General features: G+C 53.7%; 12 protein-coding genes. 6 read left to right on the top strand and 6 right to left on the bottom strand.

What is annotated here, in order from left to right; translation table 11 throughout:
* Positions 1–5: 5 nt before the first annotated feature.
* The 5 genes from QRD42_RS14640 to ycgZ all read right to left on the bottom strand — a co-directional run bounded on the left by QRD42_RS14640 (position 6) and on the right by ycgZ (position 5707).
* A complete protein-coding gene (locus tag QRD42_RS14640) occupies positions 6–1544 on the bottom strand; it encodes a methyl-accepting chemotaxis protein (protein WP_321987471.1) in 1539 nt (512 codons plus the stop codon).
* Between the two features lie 294 nt (positions 1545–1838).
* Positions 1839–2846 carry a LacI family DNA-binding transcriptional regulator gene (locus QRD42_RS14635; protein WP_321987470.1) on the bottom strand — a complete coding sequence of 336 codons (1008 nt, stop codon included), beginning with the start codon at positions 2844–2846 and terminating at the stop codon, positions 1839–1841.
* 124 nt (positions 2847–2970) lie between these two features.
* A complete protein-coding gene (locus QRD42_RS14630; RefSeq protein ID WP_321987469.1) occupies positions 2971–4842 on the bottom strand; it encodes a beta-glucoside-specific PTS transporter subunit IIABC in 1872 nt (623 codons plus the stop codon).
* A 237-nt stretch (positions 4843–5079) separates the two neighbouring features.
* Positions 5080–5358 (bottom strand): biofilm development regulator YmgB/AriR family protein, encoded by a 279-nt coding sequence (locus QRD42_RS14625; protein WP_415877715.1) that lies wholly within the window; start codon positions 5356–5358, stop codon positions 5080–5082.
* Positions 5359–5461: 103 nt separating this feature from the next.
* Positions 5462–5707, bottom strand: a complete 246-nt coding sequence (gene ycgZ / locus QRD42_RS14620) for a regulatory protein YcgZ (protein WP_136129556.1) — start codon at positions 5705–5707, stop codon at positions 5462–5464.
* A gap of 343 nt (positions 5708–6050) precedes the next feature.
* On the opposite strand from ycgZ, the gene QRD42_RS14615 reads away from it, so the two are divergent.
* Entirely contained in the window at positions 6051–7271 is a 1221-nt protein-coding gene (locus tag QRD42_RS14615) for a diguanylate phosphodiesterase (RefSeq protein ID WP_321987468.1), read from the top strand.
* Positions 7272–7448: 177 nt separating this feature from the next.
* Positions 7449–8180, top strand: coding sequence for a MerR family transcriptional regulator (locus QRD42_RS14610; RefSeq protein ID WP_072568473.1), 732 nt, complete (start codon positions 7449–7451; stop codon positions 8178–8180).
* A 3-nt stretch (positions 8181–8183) separates the two neighbouring features.
* On the opposite strand, the gene QRD42_RS14605 is transcribed toward QRD42_RS14610, so the two are convergent.
* Positions 8184–9557 carry a glycoside hydrolase family 10 protein gene (locus QRD42_RS14605; protein ID WP_321987467.1) on the bottom strand — a complete coding sequence of 458 codons (1374 nt, stop codon included), beginning with the start codon at positions 9555–9557 and terminating at the stop codon, positions 8184–8186.
* 192 nt (positions 9558–9749) lie between these two features.
* On the opposite strand from QRD42_RS14605, the gene QRD42_RS14600 reads away from it, so the two are divergent.
* From QRD42_RS14600 to QRD42_RS14585, 4 genes are all read left to right on the top strand, one after another.
* The gene (locus tag QRD42_RS14600; RefSeq protein ID WP_321987466.1) at positions 9750–10760 is read left to right on the top strand and encodes a LacI family DNA-binding transcriptional regulator; all 1011 of its coding nucleotides are present in this window, start codon (positions 9750–9752) and stop codon (positions 10758–10760) included.
* A 109-nt stretch (positions 10761–10869) separates the two neighbouring features.
* Positions 10870–12264 (top strand): glycoside-pentoside-hexuronide (GPH):cation symporter, encoded by a 1395-nt coding sequence (locus QRD42_RS14595; protein ID WP_321987465.1) that lies wholly within the window; start codon positions 10870–10872, stop codon positions 12262–12264.
* A gap of 14 nt (positions 12265–12278) precedes the next feature.
* Complete coding sequence (locus tag QRD42_RS14590) at positions 12279–13640, top strand: NosD domain-containing protein (RefSeq protein WP_126514731.1); 1362 nt, start codon at positions 12279–12281, stop codon at positions 13638–13640.
* A 210-nt stretch (positions 13641–13850) separates the two neighbouring features.
* Positions 13851–15059: an aldose 1-epimerase family protein gene (locus QRD42_RS14585; RefSeq protein WP_321987464.1), complete on the top strand. Its 1209-nt coding sequence runs from the start codon at positions 13851–13853 to the stop codon at positions 15057–15059.
* The last annotated feature ends 22 nt before the right edge of the window (positions 15060–15081 follow it).

Here is a 15081-nt window from a genome sequence, read left to right as displayed (position 1 = left end):
GCAGATTAGTGGCTGCCAAAAACCTGCACCGCCCGCTGCAGGCGCGCGGCGCGGGCAGAGAGATCTCCTGCGGCGTGAGTGACCAGCTCCACCATGCCATTATTGTTATGCGTCATTACCCCGATGCGTGAGACGGACTCATTGATCAGCGCCAGCGCCTGGGTCTGCTCCCGGGTCGCGGTGCCGATCTCTTTGATCATCTGTGACATCTGTAGCACGTTGTCGATCATGGACGTCAGGTGCGATTCGGTGCTCTCCACCATCGCCACGCCATGACTGACGTTGGCCACATTTTTCTCGATCAGCGTTTTGATCTCTTTCGCCGCCGACGCCGAGTGCTGCGCAAGGTGCCGTACCTCGGCGGCGACCACCGCAAAACCGCGTCCGGACTCGCCCGCGCGGGCAGCTTCCACCGCCGCATTCAGCGCCAGAATATTGGTCTGGAAGGCGATACTGTCGATCACGCTGATGATGTCGACAATCTGCCGGTTATCACGGGATACGGACTGCATCATGCTGATGGTCTGTTTCATGATGTTGCCGCTGTTCATGGCATTGCCGCTGGTTTCATCGGCGCGGAGCATCGCTTCGCCTGCGGTTTCCGCCGTCTGTTTTACCGCGCTGGCGATTTCTTCCACCGCCGCTGCCGTCTGCTGCAAATCGGCTGAAGTTTCTTCCGTACGGGTATGCAGGGAGACGCCTTCTTTGGCGATGCGCTGGCTGATCTGCCGGATGCCGTGCAGTTGGGTATTGACGTCATCCACCAGGGAATTCAGGTTGAGTCCGGACTGATTTACCATGCGCAGCAGTAAACCAATCTCATCGACGCGATTAAACTGCACGTAATCGGCCTTGCGCCCGGAGATCACTTTCTGCATCTGGGTAAGAATGGTTTTTAATGGTCGCGCAATTTGCGCGGTGAGAAACCATGATAACAGCGCCAGGATAAGCATCGTTGCGCTTATTTTCACCGGCAGCATCACGGGCGTCATTTGCAGCGCTACTATCGCCAGCAGACTAATACCTGTGCCAAGATGAATTCGCCGGGCGAGGCTGAGCCACTGAAACAGCGACAGGAAGGAAAATAAACCCCGCCGCACCAGCAGGCCTTTATAAAAGCGGTGACCTTTGAGGTTATTTTCATTTACCGCAGCGTAGAGTTTTTCGGCGGCGTTAATTTCGTCGCGCAACGGAATATTACGCACCGAGATGTAGCCAGTAAGCCGCTCCTGCTGATAAACCGGCGTGACGTTGGCGCGTACCCAGTAATGGTCGCCGTTATGACGGCGGTTTTTCACCAGCCCCGTCCAGCTTTCGCCCTGTTGAATGGTAAACCACATATCCGCAAAGGCCGCCGCTGGCATATCGGGATGGCGAATAACGTTATGCGGTTCGCTCGTCAGCTGTTCTTCTTCATAGCCGCTGGCGTCAATAAAAGCGGAGTTAGCATACGTAATATGGCTGTGCGTATCGGTGGTCGACATTAATGTCATACCATCTTTAAGCAAATACTCTTTTTGTGTAACAGGAGTGTTACGCTTCATAAAATCCCCACGATGAAGTGTTTCAGGTCAACCCTGAAAATAAGTGTCGTGCAGTGCATATTTTTGTTTTCGGCGTGGCATTTTCCACTAAGCGCAATACAACGGATAGTAGGCGGGAGAAATATTTTTTAAGCAGGGATTAAATAAGCGTGTTATAAAATTGATAAATATAAATACCGGCACTCTTATTTAAAGAACGACCTCAAGACTTAACGCAAATAAAAAGAACATTTCCTGAATAAACGCAGGCCAGGCATTTTCGCATGAGGCATTTTATTAACACCTCATGCACATTTAGCGACGTGCAGCCACCGACTCCCGAATAATCAGCGTTCCCTCGTGGCGCGGCAGCGGGGCGGTTTCGCTTTCGGCGGTGGGTGATAACAGAATGCGCACCGCGTCGCTGATCATCTCATCCATCGGGATATGTACCGTCGTCAGCGTCGGGGTGAAGTATCGCCCGATAGTGGAATCATCAAAACCGGCGACGGAGATGTCCTGCGGTACGCGGAAACCCTGATCGGTCAGCGCTTTGGTGACGCCGATGGCCATATCATCGTTAGCCGCCAGAATGCAGGTCATGTCGCGACGCTGTTTCAGCAGCGTGCACCCGGCTTCATAGCCGCTTTCCGTGCTCCAGCTGCCGCGTACGATCAAGGATTCATCCGGGACAATTCCCGCCAGGTTTAATGCATCGCGATACCCGGCAAGGCGGCTGTCGCCCGTGGGGGAACCTTCCGCGCCGCCCACAAAGGCAATGGTGCGGTGCCCCTGTTCCAGCAAATAGTTCATCATCTGCATGCTGCAACGGTGATGATCGACATACACGGCGTTGTTGCGGTTACGCTTCAGCTCGCGGTTAATCACCACAACGGGCACCGTATTCTGATCGATGATGTCATCAAGTTCGTCAACGCTGAGATATTTGGGATAGATCATGATCGCCTCGCAGCGCAGCTGAAGCAGGAAATTTATGGCATTACGCTCATCTTCCCGGCTGTGCTTGCCGTCGGCGAGCACCAGCTGGCGCTGGTGATCTTCACTACAGGTCGCGGCCTGGTAAATCATGGCGGAAAAGAAGGGGCCGTTATACAGGCCGTTGGTGATCACCAGCCCGACGGAATTTGATTCGCTGGTCGCCAGTTTGCGCGCCAGCAGATTAGGCCGGTAGCCGGTTTCTTCAATGGCCTGAAAGATGCGGGCCTTAACGTCCTCGCTGACCACTACCTTACCGTTAAGCGCGCGTGACACTGTCGCTTTTGAGACGCCCGCTTTTCTGGCAACATCCAGTATCGTGACCATAAATTCCTGCTTGTTATCAATACCTCTGCCTATTATGCAGCAGGAGCATGATAGTAAGGGGATTTTGCAGCGGAAATTGTGCGGCAGAGCAGCGAATTGGCCACTCTGCCGCAGGATGACGGCCTCAGGCCACGGTCATCAGCGGCGTGTTCTGCCGGATATCTCCGTGAGACTGATGTTTGGTTAAGCGGTAGTCGTCGCTGTTGATCACCAGCACCGGCGTGGTCAGGTCGTAACCGGCACGCTCGATAGCCTCTTTATCAAACTCCAGCAACGGCGTTCCCGCTTTTACCACATCGCCTTCTTTTACCAGCGGGCGGAAATGTTGCCCCTGTAAATTCACCGTATTCAGGCCGACGTGGATCAGCAGCTCTGCGCCGTTATCACACGCCAGCCCGACCGCATGATGGGAGTCGATTAACGTTTCTACGCGAGCGTCACAGGGGGCGACTACCAGACCCGACTGCGGACGGATGGCGATACCGTCACCCAGCGCTTTCTGCGCGAAGGCGTCGTCGGCAACATCTTCAAGGGCCATCACTTCGCCGTCCAGCGGGCTCATGATGTTCAGGCTGGCAGGCGCAGCCGTCACAGGATTATTTGCCGGTTCGCCACGTTGTTCTTCAGCCACCGGATCTTCAAAACCGACAAACTGTACCAGCACAATCGTCAGGACAATGGCCGTGGCGCTGCCCGCCAGCTCGCCAATAAAGGACAGGGGCGCATCCGGGCTGATAGCGTTCACCAGCGTGAACAGACCCGGCAGCGCGGCGTAGGCGTAGTAGAGGGAACCGAACAGGCTGGCGACAAAAGCGCCGACCGCGCCACCGATGCAGCCGCAGATAAACGGCTTTTTAAATCGCAGCGTGACGCCATAAATCGCGGGTTCAGTAATGCCGAAAATCGCCGTCACGCCCGCCGACAGCGAGGTGGTTTTCAGTTCGCGGTTGCGGCTTTTCAGGAAGACGCCGAACACCGCCGCCATCTGGCCGATCACCGCGATGGTCTGGTAGGCCTGGAAGGAGTCATAGCCCTGGGTGTCGAAGTTCGCCATGATCACCGGCGTAATGCCCCAGTGCACGCCGAAAATCACCACTATTTGCCACACGCCGCCAATCACCGCCGCTGCCACCGCAGGGGCTGCCGCAAAGAGCGCGTTATAGCCGGAGGCAATGCCCATCGCCGCCCAGGTGGTTACCGGCCCGATGATAATCAACGTCAAGGGTACAATGATCACAAAGCACACCAGCGGAGTGAACAGGGCGCTAACCACGTCCGGCAGGATGCGCTCGACGCGCTTTTCCAGCCACGACAGCGCCCAGACAAGAAATAACGGCGGCAGCACCGACGAGGTGTACACCGTTTTCGCCAGCGGGATGAACAGGAAAGTAATGGTTTCACCGCCCGCGATACGGCCCGCCATGGCGGACCATTCCGGGTTGATCAGCGCACAACAGCAGAGCACCGCAATATAGGGGTTACATTTGAAATGCCGCGCGGCGGTTATGGCGATAAATACCGGCAGGAACGCAAAGGGCGTCCATGACATAAAGTTCAGAATGGCGAAGGTGCCGGTGGTTTTCACATCGGCATCGATAAGCCCGACAACAATCAGCAGCCCCTGCAGGATCCCGGCTGCCGCCAGAATATAAACGATGGGCGCGAACACCGCCGACATGGTGCCGATCACTGCATCCAGCCAGCGGGTTTTCGGTTTTGCTGTTGCACCGGCATGGTTTTCGCCGAGCAGGGCGGAGAGCGCGTTGAATACGTCGGCGACGTGGGTACCAATCACCACCTGAAACTGACCGCCGCTTTCCACCACGGCGATGACGCCGGGCAGATCCTGAATGCGCGTTTTAGCTTCCGCCGGAGTTTCATTGAGTACGAGGCGTAACCTGGTGGCGCAGCGGGTAAAGCTGCTGATGTTATTTTCACCGCCTGCCTCGCGAAGGATGTCACTGGCTAACTTATTGTAATCCCTGATAACTGCCATTATTCATGTACCTTTTTTATGGGTAAATTTTTATGTGACTTTTCGTGTAACCGGTTTCATGCTAGCAGTGAACGACTCGCGTGCAACCGGCTTCATGGCGGAGTGTGGGCTGAATCACATTGATTGGCTGAATGAATAAAACAGACAGTGGGGGATGAAATGCAAAAACCGGGGAAGCATAAGGCGAGGTAAAGAGGGGGGGCCAATCCATTGGCCTGATGCAGAGTTAAATCTGTCTCAGATGTCGTCCATGGTGTAGCTAACCACCAGTTCCAGGCAGTGACGGATCACATCAGCGGTGGTGGCATCGTGCGTGGTTTCCAGCGTACCTATTAACCACAGGATAATGTCTTTATTGCTGGCATGTCCCTGGGACACCAGCAGGCTTCTGATAGCGGTAGCCAGCAGGGCGGATTCATCCGGCATTAAATCAGCGGCATTACGAACATAAGCGGATAAAGCGGGGTTGTGCAGTGCTGAAAATACGTCTGGTTGCTGTGCAATCATGGAATTCATTATTATTTCACCGCGGTTAAGAGTTAATTGGCTGACCGGAGTCAGGGAAAATACCGGCACTTTTCTTTCATTCGAAATCTAATTATTTATTAAGTGAAAGCCTTTAAATCTGGCGTTCAAATAACATGCCGATCAGTGCCTGATAATGTTGTTCTTCTTCCTGGCTGGTGGCCTGTTCAAGGCGTACCAGTAATTTTGTACAAAGATTTTTCCGATTGAGATGGCGACCTGTCGTCAGGATTTCCACCACAATTTCACCCAGCGTTTCCTGCTGAGTCGGCAGAGCGGCTTTACTAAAATATTGTGCAATGGCAGCAGATGAATCGAAGGTATACCCGTCCTGTTGCATTGGTCGCTCCTGTTAAATGTGCTGAACTTGTTAACTTGTCGACTAAGTTATACAAACTTTCTAAACTTGTACATAGCCAGCGTACAGGTTTTTAGGTATTTTGGGGTCTGGAGGATATATCGTCCTCATTTCAGTCTGTTAGGGTCGAAAATAAATTGGCGGTGTAAATGGGGAGTTGTACAGCTTATACAAGGCAAATTTGTACTCAAAATGACTTTCGTATCGGGCTTAAGCCACTGTAATATCTGGACAAAAATATATTTTCTGAAGACCACAGACGGACAAGACGAATAGCCTGGCATCTGTTAATGTTGGCCGCAGATATCACACTCTCGGGGAAAAAATGCTCACAACTATCATCTACCGCAGCCATATATGCGATAACGTTTCAGTTAAATCGCTGGAAGAAATGGTGGCGGGTGCAAACCAGATAAATAGTCGGGCAAATGTTACGGGCATTTTACTTTTCAATGGCACACATTTTTTCCAGTTGCTTGAAGGCCCTGAAGAAAATGTCATGGAAATTTACCGTCATATCTGTCGTGACCAACGCCACTATAACGTAGTGGAGCTTCTGTATGATTACGCTCCTGCAAGACGCTTCGGCAAAGCCGGTATGGAATTGTTTGATTTACGGCAGTCCGAAAAAGAGGAAGTTTTGCAGGTCGTACTGGACAAAGGCACGTCGAAATATCAGTTAACGTATAACGACAGGGCGCTGCAATTCTTCCGCACCTTTGTCGAAGCCACAGAAAAAGAGAATTATTTTGAGATCCCTGCCGGTGATGCATGGGAATTTGTACCCGATGATGAGGTTGTACAACTTGGCGCACCGTTGAAATCAACGTCAACAGAGTACAGCTTTGCGTTTCAGCCTATTATCGACCCGCTGACCCGTGAAATCGCGTCGGTAGAAGCGTTGTTACGTACACCGGATGGCGGCGGCCCGCAGGCGTATTTTGCGGGTATGCAGGGGGATGAGGTATACCTTGCCGATCTGCACAGCAAAAAAGTCGCTTTTGCGATGGCGGGGGGATTAAACCTGCATGAACAGGCGCTGTCGGTGAATCTATTGCCGATGACGCTGGTGAAAATCCCCGAAGCGGTTGACGTGTTGTTAGCGGGTATCGCCACCAGCGGACTGGTGCCGGAACAGATTATCGTGGAGTTCACCGAAGGCGAAGTGATATCCGGTTTTGACGCCTTTACCGGCGCGGTGCGTCAGCTGAAAGCCGCAGGTATCAGCGTGGCCATCGATCATTTCGGCGCAGGTTTTGCCGGTCTGCAATTGCTGACGCAGTTTCAGCCGGACAGGATCAAGATTAACCGCGAGCTGATCAAGGACGTGCATACCAGCGGTCCGCGGCAGGCGGTGATACAGGCGATTATCAAATGCTGCCACTCGCTGGAAATTGCCGTTTCCGCGGTGGGCGTCGAGAAAGCAGAAGAATGGATGTGGCTGGAGTCGGCTGGCATCAGCCAGTTCCAGGGACATCTTTTTGCCCGTCCGGCCTTTGATCAAATCCCGCAGGTGGCCTGGCCGGAAAAGAAAGCCGACTTATAATCATCCGCTACACCTTTGTACAAGCCCCGCTGAAACGGGGCTTTTTTTTCATTCGAAAATTATAAATAGTGTTGATAAACAGTCACATAATTCTTGTACAACAAAAAAGGGTTTGTACAAGCTCAGGATATTGGTTAGTTTAAGGTGAAGTGTTAAATAGATGTACAAAGGAGACCTATGGCTCATTACAGTATTGGCGATGTCGCTGAACGATGCGCAATCAATCCTGTAACGCTGCGGGCCTGGCAACGTCGTTATGGATTGCTGAAACCTCAGCGCAGTGAAGGCGGCCATCGACAGTTCGATGAAGAGGATATTCAGCGCATCGAAGATATTAAGCGTTGGATCAAAAGCGGCGTACCGGTCGGAAAGGTGAAGGCATTGCTGGAAGCAAAAGAAGTGGCGGTGGACGACGGCTGGTCATTACAGCAGGAAGAGATGATGGCCGTGCTGCGCCGGGTCAATCCTGCGAACTTGCGCGCCAAAATTAATGAAGCAGGGCGTGAGCACCCGGTCGATGCCTTAATCGATCATGTTTATACCCCGGTGCGTCAGCGTTTAAATCTCGATCAAAATACTGCCCGCGCAATGAGCAGCCTGCTGGATGGCGCGCTGATTGAATACGCCGTGAGCTGTGTCGCGCAGGCACGTTTAAAACCAGGTAAAGAGGCGCTCCTGATTGGCTGGGATACTGACGACCGTACCCGGCTGTGGCTGGAAGCCTGGCGTCTTTCGCAGCGAGGCTGGCATATTGACGTGCTCGCCGAACCGCTGGATCTGCCGCGTCCTGAACTCTTCCCGGGGCAGCATATTTTTATCTGGACAGGTAAAACCCTGACGCGCCGCCAGCAGGAACAGTTTGAGCACTGGCACGAACAGGGTTTCACCATCGTATTTCACGGTAAGTAAGCGTTATTTTCCCCAGCGGCCACGCAAATAGCTGACCGCCTCCCGGGTCTGGGGCTGATTAAGATAGTCTTCCCTGAACAGAATAGTGCCGTGGATATTCGGCACAGACTCGTTCAAATCGATCTGTTTTTTCAGCTCCGGCACACCGCCGTTAATTGTCCAGTCGGGTTCATTTTTCGACGCTTCACCCACTTTATATAATGCGACGCCAATATACAGGCGCGTATTTGTCGGCTTCACCACGTTTGCCCACCAGTGCGCCAGCACATCGTAACGCGCCGCATCCCGTGCAAAAGGCCAGTAGATCTGCGGGGCGATATAATCCAGCAATCCCTGTTGTACCCAGCGCCGCGTATCCGCAAAGGATTCGTCATAGGCCGCCGCGCCGCGCGTGTTCGAGCCGGAGGGATCGTGTGAAATGTTGCGCCAGACCCCCGCCGGGCTGACGCCAAATTCCACTTCGGGTTTCAGCTGCTTGATGGTGCGCGACACCTGCTCAATCAGCTGTTGCGTATTATGCCGCCGCCAGTCTGCTTTCGAAGCAAATCCCTGCCCGTACTGCCGGAATGTCTGGCTGTCGTTAAGGGGCGAACCAGGCGTTTCCGCATAGAAATAATCATCGAACTGCACGCCATCCACCGGGTAACTTGTCACCACTTCCGCCACAATGCTGGTGATCCAGTCGCGCACTTCCGGAATGCCGGGATCGAGCACATAGCGGTCCCCTGCGGTGCGGATCCAGTCACGGTGCAGCACAAAAATACTGGCAGGACGCAGCGCCAGCGTACTGTTCAGCTCGCTGGCGGTAGAGGGTTTGATATTGGTGGAGACGCGATAAGGGTTAAACCAGGCGTGGACTTTCATGCCGCGCCGGTGCGCTTCATCCAGCATAAACTGCAACGGATCGTAACCGGGATCCTGACCAATTTTTCCGGTCAGCATATCTGACCACGGCAAAATTTTTGACGGCCACAGCGCTGTACCGTCGGGTTTTACCTGGAAGAAAACGGTGTTGATGCCAAGCCGCTGCAAATTATCCAGCTTGGTTTTCAGCGCTTCCTGCTGCATCCGGATGCGCACCGCGCTGCTGCTGCCGTTGACCGACTCACGCGGCGGCCAGTCGAGACGGGACACCGTCGCCAGCCAGACCCCGCGCACCGGTTCGTCAGACTGTGATGATTTATCCGCCAGCGGCTGCTTTGTCACCGGCGGCAGCGGGGTGACCAGCGAATGCGGCGCTCTGGAGGAACAGCTGGCAAGCAGCAGGGCGCAGCCGGTGAGGGCAGCCACGCGGGCAACGCGGCGCAGGCGCGGCAAGCGATGATAACGGGCGATGATAGTCTCCGGATTCGCATTAAGCGGTGTGGGTGGCGTCATTTTCATGGTATTCAGACTTAAGTCAATGAGTTAGATAACTGATAATGATGGTAGTCTCTCCTGAATCAAATGAAAAATGAGATCCCGATCTCTGTGCTGATGTAACGAAATGACATGTGAACGGGCTAACATTTTTGAGCCTGATCACACTCTATAGTGACTGCACATCAAACAGAGACACAGTAACTTCTTATGGCATCCCTGAAAGACGTCGCCAAAAAAGCCGGTGTATCAACCGCCACCGTATCCCGGGTGCTGAATAATCATCCGGGCGTGAATCCGGAAACGCGCCAGGCGGTGCGGGATGCCATGGATTTTCTCTGTTATGTGCCACTGAAAAGCGCCGTGCAACTCAGCGGAAAATGTTCGGGTCTGATTGGCGTGGTATTACCCAATCTGGTCAACCCTCACTTTTGCGAATTACTGGCCACCTTTGAAGAAGAGGCCCGCTATATTGGCAAATCGGTGATTGTGAAAACGCATCAGAATCAGCCGCAACAGGATAAACAGATTATTCATAGTCTGATTGGCATGGGCATAGACAGTCTGCTGTGGGTGCCCACTGAAGCCGAGGCGGAATTATCGGAATGGCTTCGTGCCACCCACATACCGGTGGCGGTAGTCACGCAGGTCTCCCGCTTTTTTAATTCAGTGTCCATTAACCAGACCCGTGGCGCGGAGAATATCGCCGGGCATTTTATTCATACCGGCCACACGGCCTTTGGTTTTATCGCCCAGGATGGGGTGGATAATCGCAAAGTGTCGGCCTACAGCAGGAAAATTACCGGGCACGGCCTGCAACTGGCGCTGGCGCACCAGTTCTGGATCGGTAAAGGCGAGGGGGAGAGAACCTCCGGGCATATCCATAACCTGGACGTGATCATCGATAAACTGAAAAAGGACCCGGCGCGCTGCACCTGTCTGCTGGTCTATAACGATGTCGCCGCCTGCTACATTATCGATGGCCTGAAAGCGCAGGGGCTGACCGTTCCGGACGATATTGCCATCGCCAGCTTTGATAATACTGTGCTGGCGCAAACACAAAAAATAACCAGCGTCGCGCAGCCAATAAATGAAATTGCGCACCTGGCGTTTCAGATGGTGAAAAATAACAGCCAGCTGGAAAGTATCGACATGGTGGAGATCGTTTCGCGGTTAATTATCCGCGAGAGCAGCGTCAGGCTGAATATCACCACCTTATGACGCGTTAATTTTTTATCTGAATTTTATTACCACGACATTTATCCCGGATGGGACCGGTCTGATGACCCGTGCCCGGCGTTCACGACTGCGCAATGAAAAGGTACACGCTATGTCTGTCACTCTGTCTGTAAAAACAACATCAAAGCACAGCGCTTATGAAAAGCTCAGCCTGAAAGAAAAAGTGGGCTACGGCATGGGGGATGCCGGTTCCTGCATGATCTGGAGCGTGCTGGCACTTTATCTGACCTGGTTTTACACCGATATTTATGGCCTCGATGCCGGCGTCGTGGGCACCTTATTTCTGGTGATCCGTATATTTGATGCCTTCAGCGATCCGGTGATGGGCGCAATATGTGATCGCACTAAAAGTCGCTGGGGCAAATTCCGCCCGTGGTTGCTGTGGATGGCGGTGCCTTTTGGTCTGGGCGCGGTGGTGATGTTTACCACGCCCGATCTGACGATGAGCGGCAAAATAATCTATGCCTGGGTGACTTATCTGGTGATGTCGCTGATTTATACCGCGATAAATATTCCCTACTGCTCGGTGGCGGGTGTGATCACGCTGAATCAGAAAGAGCGGCTGGGCTGTCTGTCGTGGCGCTTCTTCCTGAACGGACTGGCGACGCTGATTGTGTCCTCGTCTATTCTGCCGCTCACCGAATGGCTGGGAGGGGGCGACCGCGCGGCGGGTTTTCAGCAGACCATGATGATCATGGGTGCTGCCGCCACCCTAATGTTCCTGTTCTGCTTCAGCAGTATTAAAGAGCGGGTGAGATCAGTAAAAGCCAGCGATTCATTAATGCGCGATCTGAAAGACATCATCAAAAATGATCAGTGGCTGCTGATGATTTCAATTACCTTTTTAAACGTTTTCCCGGCCTTTATCCGTGGGGCAGTGACCATTTATTACGCCACCTATGTGATGCACGCCTCGGTAGGATTTGTGACCTTTTTTATGGCGCTCGGCGTCGCCTGTAATATGCTCGGTAGCGTCATTGCCAAACCGCTTACCGACCGCTTCGATAAAATTAAGCTGTTCCGCATTATCAATATTATTCTCGGCATTCTGTCATTCGCGCTGTGGTTTGTTGATCCGCAATCGCTCACGCCGCTGCTGGCGCTGTTTATCGTGATCAATATTCTGCATTTGATCCAGTCCGGTCCGATTCTGTGGGCGATGATGTCCGACGTGGATGATTACGGTGACTGGAAATACGGCAAGCGTCTGACCGGCATCTCCTTTGCGGGCAATCTCTTTATGCTGAAAATGGGGCTGGCAGTCGCCGGGGCTATCGTCGCCTGGATCCTCTCCTTTACCGGCTACGTCGCCAACCAGCCGCAACAAAATCCGCAAACCCTCCAGGGCATTATTATCATGTTCTCCTTACTGCCGATGGTGAGCTATTTCATCAGCGCCTGGATGGTGCGTTATTTCAAACTCGACAATCAACTGCTGGAAAGAATCAAAGTCGACCTGGCTAAACGCGAACTTTCTGTCATGTAAATGAGGATCTACTGATGACGAGCAATAACCATTATGATGTCACCCGCTGGCATACCGGCAACCCGTACAGTGATATTGGCGAGGTGATCAACAGCATCATCGCCGATATAAAAAGCCGACAAACGCAGACTGACAGTAACGGCGGCGGCAAGCCCGGCGCGGTCATTTATATTCCGCCGGGTGATTATCACCTCACCACGCAGGTACTCATCGACATCAGCTATCTGAAAATCATGGGCGCCGGGCATGGCTTTACGTCTTCCAGCATCCGCTTTAACGCGCCGCAAAATGAATGGCCGAACTGGCATGAAATCTGGCCGGGCGGCAGCCGTATTCTGGTGGATATTGCCGCAGACGACGGGCAGCCGGAGCATGCAGGGGCGGCCTTTTATGTGGAGCGCAGCGGCGAGCCGCGCATCAGCTCGGTGGAGTTTTCCGGCTTCTGCATCGATGGGCTGCATTTCGTCGATGACGGCCTGGGGCATAATGATCCGGAAAACAGCTATGTGAACGGTAAGACGGGGATTTATATCGCCAGCGCCCAGGACTCGTTTCGCATCAACGGCATGGGTTTTGTTTATCTGGAGCACGGCCTGACCATTTACCACGCCGACGCGCTGTCGGTGCATGATAATTTCATTGCCGAATGCGGTAACTGCGTGGAACTGCGCGGCGCGGGCCAGGCCTCAAAAATTACCGATAACCTGATCGGGGCAGGCTACAAAGGCTACTCCATTTATGCGCAGAATTTTGGCGGGCTGCTGATCGCCGCCAATAATATCTTTCCGCGCGGTAAAAGCAGCGTGCATTTCTCGGGGGTGGCGCGATCAAGTATTACCGGCAACCGTTTTCACGCCTTTTATCCGGGGATGGTGATCCTTGAAGATAACTGCTCGGAGAACCTGATTTCCGCCAACCATTTGCTGCGTGACCGCGAGCCGTGGCCGCCGATGCAGGGCTACGATAACGGCCTTGATGACAGCTTCGGGCTGGTGCATATCAATGGCGATCACAATTCCGTGATCGGTAATCATATCTCTGCGTCCCCCGACACGGCGCTTAGCACACCGCCGGACGTAAGGCCGGTGATCATTCATCTCGTCGCCGGGCAGGGGAATTACATCGCTAATAATCATATTGTCGCGACCCGCGATGCAGGTGCTGAACCGTCTGCTGACGCTGGCTCCTGTTTTACCACCCAGGTGGGGGCCTTGCTGGCAACGGATCGCCGCGTTGCGCTGGCGGTGACAGCCGTGCTGGTGGCGTCCGCAGCCACGCACAATACGGTGCTGGATTCCGGGGCGGATCATCAGGTCCTACTGGACCGCAGCCTTAACGCCTTTCGCGCCACGCCCGTGCCCGGCCAGCCTGTTTAGCAGCTGAATCGTTAAAGCATTATCTGTTCAACCCCGCATAAACACGGCAACCGTGCGGGGATTTTTCATTCTTAATGCGATCAAAACCACATAATTTTGCTTAAAAACGCTGCTTTTCCCGGCAGGTGAACCTCGTCACATTTCTTTAACCTGCTAATCAGTAGATTCGGGCGGGTCAGTCAATAATCGATTCAGCAAAAAGGACGAAAAATGAAAATTAAACTGGCTTTAACGGTACTTGCAGTGATGATTTCGGGACAGGTGGCGGCAAAAACCTGGGTGCTGACCAGCGCTGAACAGGGCGTGGAGAAAGGAAACTGGAAGATCTCCAGCCAGGAGCTGAACGTCAAAGATCACAGCTTCAGCATTGAGCAAAAGGTGCTGCACGGCGGTAAGCAGGAAGGGAGCAAAATTCTCGTCATTACCAGTCAGGACGGGCTGACCATCACCCTCAGCCCGACGCGCGGTATGAATCTGCTGCACGTGGAAGGCTTCGGCTCAAAAATGGGCTGGGAGTCGCCGGTGAAAGAGGTGGTTAACCCGGCGTTTATTAATCTGGAAAGCCGTAACGGGCTGGGCTGGCTGGAAGGTTTCAACGAAATGATGGTGCGCTGCGGCTACGAATGGACCGGCCATCCGGTCACCGCTGACGGCCAAATCTATACGCTGCATGGCAAAGCGGGGAATACGCCCGCCTCGCAGGTGGAAGTCGAGGTAGCGGACGCCGCGCCCTATGAGATCCGCATTCGCGGGTTGATTAAAGAGAGCACCTTCAAGAAAGCGGATTTGCAGACCCTGACCGAGCTGCGCTACGTGCCGGGCAGCAACAGTTTCAGCCTGCACGATGTGCTGACCAACCATGCGGATTACCCGCACGATTACCAGATCATCTATCACAGCAACTTCGGCATGCCGATCCTGGAAGAGGGCGCGCGCTTCCTTGCGCCGATGTCCGCTATCAGTCCGTTCAATGACTATGCCAAAGAGGGCCTGAAAAACTGGCAGACCTACGCCGGGCCGACCAAAGGCTTTGACGAGATGGTATTCAACATTCAGCCGCTGGCAGGGGAAGATCATCAGACGCTGGCGGCCGTGGTGAACAAAGCGGGTGATAAGGGCGCATCCATCCAGTTCGACACCCGCCAGCTGCCGGTGCTGACGCTATGGAAAAATACCGACACCCTCAAACAGGGCTACGTCACCGGCATTGAGCCGGGCACCAGCTACGCCTATCCGGTGACCATCGAGCGCGAGCAGAAACGCGTGAAGCAGCTCCAGCCGGGGGCGAGTACGCAGTTTGATCTGACCTACACCCTGTTGCACAGCAGTGAACAGGTGACGGACGTTGAGAAGAAAATTAGCGCCATTCAGGGCGAGACGAAAATCGACGAGAACGCCACGCCGATGGCTAAAGAGTAATCCCGGCACACGCGCCCGCCTA

Origin of the sequence: Enterobacter sp. PGRG2 (assembly GCF_030291195.1) — a bacterium.
Lineage (GTDB): Bacteria > Pseudomonadota > Gammaproteobacteria > Enterobacterales > Enterobacteriaceae > Enterobacter_D.
Note: the sequence above shows the minus strand (reverse complement) of the source record. Positions and strands in the feature narration are given on the sequence as shown.

Coding starts and splice junctions, on each gene's coding strand:
- QRD42_RS14640 (WP_321987471.1), bottom strand. CDS start 1,544: ATGAAGCGTAACACTCCTGTTACACAAAAAGAGTATTTGCTTAAAGAT.
- QRD42_RS14635 (WP_321987470.1), bottom strand. CDS start 2,846: ATGGTCACGATACTGGATGTTGCCAGAAAAGCGGGCGTCTCAAAAGCG.
- QRD42_RS14630 (WP_321987469.1), bottom strand. CDS start 4,842: ATGGCAGTTATCAGGGATTACAATAAGTTAGCCAGTGACATCCTTCGC.
- QRD42_RS14625 (WP_415877715.1), bottom strand. CDS start 5,358: ATGAATTCCATGATTGCACAGCAACCAGACGTATTTTCAGCACTGCAC.
- ycgZ (WP_136129556.1), bottom strand. CDS start 5,707: ATGCAACAGGACGGGTATACCTTCGATTCATCTGCTGCCATTGCACAA.
- QRD42_RS14615 (WP_321987468.1), top strand. CDS start 6,051: ATGCTCACAACTATCATCTACCGCAGCCATATATGCGATAACGTTTCA.
- QRD42_RS14610 (WP_072568473.1), top strand. CDS start 7,449: ATGGCTCATTACAGTATTGGCGATGTCGCTGAACGATGCGCAATCAAT.
- QRD42_RS14605 (WP_321987467.1), bottom strand. CDS start 9,557: ATGACGCCACCCACACCGCTTAATGCGAATCCGGAGACTATCATCGCC.
- QRD42_RS14600 (WP_321987466.1), top strand. CDS start 9,750: ATGGCATCCCTGAAAGACGTCGCCAAAAAAGCCGGTGTATCAACCGCC.
- QRD42_RS14595 (WP_321987465.1), top strand. CDS start 10,870: ATGTCTGTCACTCTGTCTGTAAAAACAACATCAAAGCACAGCGCTTAT.
- QRD42_RS14590 (WP_126514731.1), top strand. CDS start 12,279: ATGACGAGCAATAACCATTATGATGTCACCCGCTGGCATACCGGCAAC.
- QRD42_RS14585 (WP_321987464.1), top strand. CDS start 13,851: ATGAAAATTAAACTGGCTTTAACGGTACTTGCAGTGATGATTTCGGGA.